The organism is Kitasatospora sp. NPDC091257, assembly GCF_044757675.1.
GTDB classification, from domain to species: Bacteria; Actinomycetota; Actinomycetes; order Streptomycetales; family Streptomycetaceae; genus Kitasatospora; species Kitasatospora lactacystinica.
In genome coordinates, this window is sequence record NZ_JBIVVI010000411.1 from 1 (window position 1) to 6,875 (window position 6,875).

At 72.3% G+C, this 6,875-nt stretch carries 6 protein-coding genes and 1 pseudogene; 3 read left to right on the plus strand and 4 right to left on the minus strand.

The annotated features are described in order from the left end of the window. Positions 1-6: 6 nt before the first annotated feature. The 4 genes from ACIQOV_RS19950 to ACIQOV_RS19965 all read right to left on the minus strand — a co-directional run bounded on the left by ACIQOV_RS19950 (position 7) and on the right by ACIQOV_RS19965 (position 5,477). Entirely contained in the window at positions 7-768 is a 762-nt protein-coding gene (locus ACIQOV_RS19950) for a serine/threonine protein kinase (RefSeq protein WP_401050150.1), read from the minus strand. 138 nt (positions 769-906) lie between these two features. Next, the gene (locus ACIQOV_RS19955; protein ID WP_401050152.1) at positions 907-2,940 is read right to left on the minus strand and encodes a glycosyl hydrolase family 32; all 2,034 of its coding nucleotides are present in this window, start codon (positions 2,938-2,940) and stop codon (positions 907-909) included. Positions 2,941-2,970: 30 nt separating this feature from the next. Beyond that, positions 2,971-4,482 (minus strand): peptidoglycan DD-metalloendopeptidase family protein, encoded by a 1,512-nt coding sequence (locus ACIQOV_RS19960; RefSeq protein ID WP_401050154.1) that lies wholly within the window; start codon positions 4,480-4,482, stop codon positions 2,971-2,973. A gap of 11 nt (positions 4,483-4,493) precedes the next feature. Beyond that, positions 4,494-5,477 (minus strand): alpha/beta hydrolase, encoded by a 984-nt coding sequence (locus ACIQOV_RS19965; protein WP_401050156.1) that lies wholly within the window; start codon positions 5,475-5,477, stop codon positions 4,494-4,496. Between the two features lie 128 nt (positions 5,478-5,605). Here ACIQOV_RS19965 and ACIQOV_RS19970 point away from each other — a divergent pair, with 128 nt between their 5' ends. The 3 genes and pseudogenes from ACIQOV_RS19970 to ACIQOV_RS19980 all read left to right on the plus strand — a co-directional run. Continuing rightward, positions 5,606-6,343, plus strand: a complete 738-nt coding sequence (locus tag ACIQOV_RS19970) for a group II intron maturase-specific domain-containing protein (RefSeq protein WP_401050159.1) — start codon at positions 5,606-5,608, stop codon at positions 6,341-6,343. 96 nt (positions 6,344-6,439) lie between these two features. Then, positions 6,440-6,607: pseudogene (locus ACIQOV_RS19975) on the plus strand (transposase); the annotation flags it as partial. A 163-nt stretch (positions 6,608-6,770) separates the two neighbouring features. After that, the coding region (locus ACIQOV_RS19980) for a galactokinase family protein (RefSeq protein ID WP_401050161.1) at positions 6,771-6,875 on the plus strand (105 nt) is incomplete at its 3' end.

Below are 6,875 nucleotides of genomic sequence, written 5' to 3' on the forward strand. Positions count from 1 at the left end.
CCCTCCCTACCGTCCGGACCGGCCGGGCCCGGGGTCCGGCAGGAGCACGAGGTGCTCCTCGCGGACGATGCCGAACTTCAGGGCGAGCCCCACCACGGCCTCGCGTTTGCCGCTGCGGCGGTCCGCGCGGTCGCCGTCGGGCAGGTCGATGCGGAGCTTCTCGGCGGCGAGATAGTCGAGGTGCGAGCTGACCGCGCGGGCGGTGAGACGGGCGCAGGAGGGGTGGCCGTGCAACCGAGCGACCACCTGCGGGGTGGTGGGCACGGTGGCGGGGGAGTGGTCGCGCAGCCATGGTTCGCAGAGCGCGACCAGGACCAGGAAGTACGTGGCGGTCTCGTCCAGCGAGTACGCCGTCATGGTGCGGCTCTCCCAGGAGCCACCGCGGGCGTCCAGGTCCAGGTAGACGTGGTCGGGCGCGAACACCTGGAAGGACAGCGGGGTTTCCCGCCGGGAGGGCAGCACCACCCGGGAGAACTCGAAGGGGATCGGTGCGCCGACCCGCCGTGGCGGCACCCGCAGGTACTCGCCGGCGCCCTCCGGGTTCTCCACCAGGTAGGCGTGGGAGTTGCTGAGGTTGCTCAACTGCCAGTGGTCGTCGGTCGCGTGGATCTCACCGGCCAGCCGGGAGACCGACTCGTCGCCGAGGCGCAGTTCCACCGGCCTGTGAGCGGATCCGCGGCCGAAGCGCGCCCGCTCTCCCGGACCGAGTCGTAAGGTCACCGTGTCGCCGCCGTTCCCCGCCGGCAGGTGGACGACAATCCCGCGCACCGCTCCTCCGTCCCGCGCACCGTCCCGTCTCGCGCGCCGACTCTTGCCGGACGGACGAACGGTACCTCTTCGCGTACGACAATAAACCGGAGCGGCAGGCTACTTGACAAGGTGGAAGCGGAGTGCACGGGTGTTCGGTCAGAGCATCGGCGCCCCTGGACGCAGCGGTGCCATCGGGCGGTCGCCGAAGGCGGCCCACGGTCGCCAGCCGCCGCCGGGACGGTCCTGAACGCGGGTGCGCAGCCGGCCGTCCTCGGTCACCGCGAAGACGTGCAGCCTTCCGGTGGAGTCGGCCGCGGCCGAGGGCGGCGCGGCGAGCACCAGGCCGGGCTCGCCGAAGTCCTCGCCGAACACGCCCGTAGGCTCCCAGGCTCCTGCAGGCGCCGACTGCCAGCGGTGGGCCAGCCGTTCGCCGCCGGGGGAGAGGGAGAAGGCCTCCAACCGGCCGTCCGCGCCGGCGATCGTCAGTGGCGCCGCCGTGGACCAGCCGAGCAGTGGCTGCCAGGCGTCCCAGCCGCCGCTGGGCACCGACTGGCGGCGCTGGAAGGCGGCCGTGCCGGAGGGGGCGATCGCGGTGACGTTCAGCCGCCCGGTGCCGTCGCGGGCCACCCGCGGCGCGGCCCCGGCGGGCGTCCCGAAGCGTTCCCATGCGGACCAGGCGCCGCCGGCCGAGGTCTGCCAGCGGTGCAGCAGCGCCGCGCCGCCGGGCGCGAGCACGAACACCTCCAGCCGGCCGTCGGCGTTGGCGGCGACGACCGGCGGAGCGCCCACCGGACCGCTGAAGCCCGCGTCCCAGTCGTCCCAGCCGGTCGAGCCGGGCGAGGCCTGGCGGCGGCGGGCGATCAGTGCGCCGCCGGGGGCGAGGGCGAAGACCTCCAGCCGGCCGTCGGCGTTCCGGGCGACGGCGGGGGCGGCGCCGGCCGGGCCGCCGAAGACCTCCCAGTCCGACCAGTCGCCGTCCGTCCGCTGGACGCGGTGGTGCAGGTCGGCGCCGTCGGGGGCGAGCGAGAACACCTCCAGCCGGCCGTCGGCGTTGCGGCCCAGCACGGGCACCGCGCCGGCGGGCGTCCCGAACACCTCCCAGTCCGACCAGGTGTCGGAGTCCGGGTCGGTCTGGACACGGCGCAGCATCGACCGGTCGGCCGCGTCGAGGGCGAACACGTTCAGCCGGCCCTGGACGTCCGGGGCGGCGACCGGGTTGTCCGGGCTCTGCCAGGGCGGCGGGGTGGACCGCCAGTCCAGCGGCGCCAGGTACAGGCCTCGGCGGAACCAGCCGGCGGCGCTCGCCCACCACTGCTGCCCGTCGGTGACCACCTCCACGGCGTGGCCCGGCACATGGCCGGAGCGGCCGTCGAGGGAGAAGCGGAACGGGTCGCGGGAGGCGAGGACGTCGGTGCCCTCGTAGCCGTTGCGCGGTCCGAGGAACAGGTAGTACCAGCCGTCCCGGGCCACCACGAAGGGCGACTCGGTGATCGAGACGCCGTCCGCGGCGGTGGCCGCGTCGGCGAAGGCCACGCCGGGCTCGCTCCAGGTCAGCAGCTCGGTGGAGCGCCGGTAGCAGACCTGGTGGTGCCCGCCGGGGGCGGACAGCTCGGTGTAGTACATCACCCACTGGCCGCCGATCCGCAGCACCATCGGATCGCGGGCGGCGGCCCCGCGGAACAGCGGCCCGGACGGCAGCCTGGTCCAGGTGGACAGGTCGGTGGAGGTCACGGCGTTGATCGCCGCCCCGGCGCGCCCGCCCGCTGCGTAGAACATCCAGTGGACGCCGCCCGACTCGACGACGTGCGGGGCCCACAGGTGCTCCTCGCCGAAGTACGAGGGGTCGACGGTCAGCGCGTCCGGGTGGCTGCTCCACGGCCCGGACGGGGAGGGCGCCGAGGCGTGCGCGAGCGAGACCTCGGCCGAACTGTCGGGCGCCTGCCCGGGTGGCGCACTGTCACCAACGATGCTGAACAGGTGCCAGCGCCCGTCGGCCTGGACCACGGTGTGGTCGTTGAGGTAGCGGCGGCGCGCGGTGGAGGGGTCGTGGACGTGGGCGAACGGGCCGGCGCCGACCCACAGGTGGGGCGGTTCGGCCGATGCCGCTGAGGCGGTACGGCCCGAGAGCGGGAGCACGAGTGCTCCCGCTCCGGCCGCCCGCAGCAGGCCGCGCCTGCTGATCGGGTGCATCGCTGTGCTCCAGGGGGGTTACCGGCGTGGTCAGCCGGTGGCGGGTCCGTGGGTGGTGTTCAGCCAGGCCCATTCGGACCAGGTGGAGAAGCCGGTCTGCCACTTGTGGTGGACCCCGTCGGTGTTGGAGCCGAACACCTCGATCCGGCCGTCGGCGTTGTTCGCCGCGCCGATCTCGGTGCCGCCGGTACCGAAGGTGTCCCACTGGCCGTACGGGGCGTTCAGGCCGGTCTGCCAGATGTGCTGCGCCGTACTGCCGTTGATGGCGAACACCTCCACCCGGCCGTCCGGCGAACGTCCACTGGTCAGCCGGGAGTCGGCGGGGCCGCCGGTGGCTTCCCAGCCGGACCAACTGGTGGGGTCGGTCTGGTACCTGTGGTAGACGCCGGCGGGCCCGGAGGCGAAGACCTCCAGGCGGCCGTCCTGGTTGTGGCTGACGGTGAGGTCGTGGCCGCCGGTGCCGAAGTCGTCCCAGGCGGACCAGGTGCCGTTGACGGCGGTCTGCCACTGGTGCTGGAAGGTGGTGCCGTTGAGGGCGAAGACCTCCAGTCGGCCGTCGGGGGCCTTGCCGAGTTCGATCTCGCTGTTGGCGGGGCCTCCGCCGGTGGCCTCCCAGCCGGACCAGCCGCTGTTGGGTGCGGTCTGGTAGCGGTGGAAGACGCCGACCTGGCCGGAGGCGAAGACTTCGAACCGGCCGTCCTGGTTCGTGCCGACCGCGATGTCGTGGCCTCCGGTGCCGAAGTCCTCCCAGCCGGACCAGGCGCCGGAGGGCTGGAGCTGGTAGCGGTGCTGGAGGGTGGAGCCGTTGATGGCGAACACCTCCAGTCGGCCGTCCGCGTTGGGACCGATGGCGAGTTCCGCGCCGCCGGGGCCGCCGAGGTCCTCCCACTCCGACCAGCCGCCGTTGATCGCGGTCTGCCAGGCGTGCGAGACGCCGTTCCGGCCGGCCGCGAAGACCTCCAGCCGCCCGTCCGCGGACCGGGCCGACACCACCCGGCCGGACTCCGCCGGATACACCAGCGGCGCGGGGCGGGGGCCGCTTCCGGGGACACAGGGCACGGTGACGCCGCGCTCCGCGAGATAGGGCTCCGGGTCCGTGCGCATGGACGCGTTCGGGTCGGCCCAGACCCGCAGGTGCAGGTGCGGGCCCGTGGAGTTGCCCTCGCTGCCCATCAGCGCGATCTGCTGGCCGGCCGTCACGTCGTCGCCCTCGAAGACGTCCCGCCGCTGCATGTGCCCGTACTCGGTGATGGTCCCGTCCGGGTGCAGGATGCGGATCCACTGGCCGTAGTCGGGCGTCGTGCCGGAGAGGACGACCCTGCCGTCGCCGGCCGCGTAGATCGGGGTGCCGTAGTCGTTGGCGATGTCGATGCCGTTGTGCTCCTGGGAGTAGTGCTGGGAGATCTGACCGCGGGCCGGGCAGGCCGCCGCGAACCCGGCGGCCAGGGTGGGAGCGGCCGCGGCGGGAGCGGCCGGCACGGTGAGCGGCAGCAGCAGCAGGGCGGCCGCGGCCCGGGCCGACCACGAGGTGAGGGAGACCATCGGAACGCCCCTCACGCCTTGCGCAGGCGGCCGATGATGCCGTCGATGTCGCGCTGCATCATGTCGGGGCGGATGAAGTGGCCGCCCGACTCCTCGTGGGCCTCGTACGGGATGCCGGCGCCGTCGAGCAGGGCGCGGAACTCCCGCTGGCCGGCCAGCACTTCGGTCTCGTTGAAGGTGTCGAAGGGGTTGGTCGGGTCGGGGCTGGTGCCGGCGACCAGGAAGATCCGCTTGTTGCGGTAGCTCTCCAGGCGCTCGACCGGGTTGTCGGCGGTCACCCTGGCCTGGTCCCACAGCGGCATGCCGTAGATGCTGCCGCCGGCCAGGTCCTGCACGGCGGAGGAGACGTTGGCCCAGTGCGCGAGCGCGCCGCTGTGGAGGCGCAGGCTGGCCGGGCCGGAGTGGGCGCTGACCGAGGCGAAGTGGCCCCAGTACTTGGCGGCGTACTTCAGGGCGCCGAAGCCGCCCATGGAGAAGCCGGAGACGGCGCGGCCCTCGGGCTCGGCGAAGGTGCGGAAGTTGGCGTCGACCCAGGGAATCAGCTGGTTGATGTGGAAGGACTCCCAGTTGCGGGGGCCGACGTTGGTGCTGACCGGGTTGGAGTACCAGCCGGCCTGCCCGCCGTCGGGCATCACGACGATCAGTGGCTTGCCGATGGTCCAGTCGCGGACGCCCCGGCGGTCGAACTCGATGAAGTCCTGGAGGCCGCCGTGCAGCAGGTAGAGGACCGGGTAGGTGCGGCCGCTGGTGTGGTAGTCGTCGGGAAGCAACACGTTGACGGCCGGGTCCCAGCCGATCTCGGCGGTCCGGAAGCGGTAGTACCACATCCGGGCGTCGCCCTCGTTGCGGTCGGAGATGTGCAGGCCGAAGCCGTCGTCGGCCGCGCGAGCGGCAGAGGCAGTCGCGAGGACGCTCGCGCCGCCGAGCGCCAGCGCGGCGCCGAGCCCGCCGGCGGACTTGAGGATGCTCCTGCGGGTGGGGTGGTTCGCGGTCACCGTGATCTCCTGAAGGCGCGTGATGGCGGTCCGTCCGGACCGCCGGAACTTCGACGGTTCGGACGGTAGCCACGCGCCGCTGGGCATGGAATCCGGAACCATACGGACTGACAGCGACGGCTCCGGGCGTGGAGACTGAGGGGCTGTTGTCGGGACTTGAGGCAAGGGGTAAGCAAGGGGTCGGTGACCGCCTCGCGCCAACGCTGGCGGTGGCCTTCGGCGCGCAGGCGGAAGTACACGGTCTCTCGGCGCTCGTCGTCGGCCGTGCCGAAGTGCCCGCCGCTGTTGTGGGCGAGGAAGTAGTGCGCGAGGAGGGGATTCGCGCCGAGGTGGCGGCGGTGCTCGCGCCGATGGGCCTTCGCCTGTCGGTGGAGAAGACAGCGATCACTCATATCGGCGAAGGGCTGGACTTCCTCGGGTGGCGCCTCCAGCGTCACCGCAAACGCGGGACCCAGAAGTACCACGTCTATCTCTACCCTTCCAAGAAGGCCCTCCAGGCCGTCAAGGAGAAGGTCAAGACGCTGTGCAGACAGGACACGAACCTACCGCTGGCGGTCGTGCTGCACCGGCTCAACCCGGTACTGCGGGGCTGGACGGCGTACTTCCGGCACGGCGTGTCGTCCGCGACCTTCCAGTACCTGTCGGCCTTCACCTGGCGACAGGTCTTCGGATGGCTGCGACGCAAACATCGCCGGACCAACTGGAAGACCCTGCGCCGTCGTTACTGCGTGGGCCGATGGTGGCCCGCCGACGGCGAGGTGGTCTTGTTCAAGGCCGCGAAGGTGCGGACCAACCGCTACCTGTATCGCGGGACCAAGATCCCCTCGCCCTGGCCCAACGGGACCACGATCGAGGCGGTCGCCTGAGAGGGCTTGTGGAGAGCCGGATGCCTGGAAACCGGGCACGTCCGGTTCGGGAGGCGGCTCGGGGAAACCCATCGGCGGCAACGTCGGCAGGGCGCCCCGGACCGGATCCAGCGGCTGCTGAACCGGATCGACTGGGACGCCGACGGGGTGCTCGACGACGTGCGCGGGTACGTCGTCGAGCACCTGTCGGATCCTGGTGGCGTGCTGATCGTGGACGACACCGGCTTCCTGAAGAAGGGCGTGCGTTCGGTCGGCGTGCAGCGGTAGTACTCCGGCACCGCCGGGGCTTGCATCTGGATAACTGTCAGACTTGATCTCCCATGTCGGCGGACTCGGGCAGAAGGGCTGGGAGGTCCAGGTGTGGGGAGAGCCCCGAGGGACCGTTCGATGATGAGGCGGACTCGGTCGCGGCTCAGGAACGGCCGACCTGTCCGCCCTCGAGGCCGTCCACGGCGCCCGGCCGAGCGGCGTGTGGGCCGCGCCCGGCCGGGTGAACCTGATCGGTGAGCACACCGACTACAACGACGGCTTC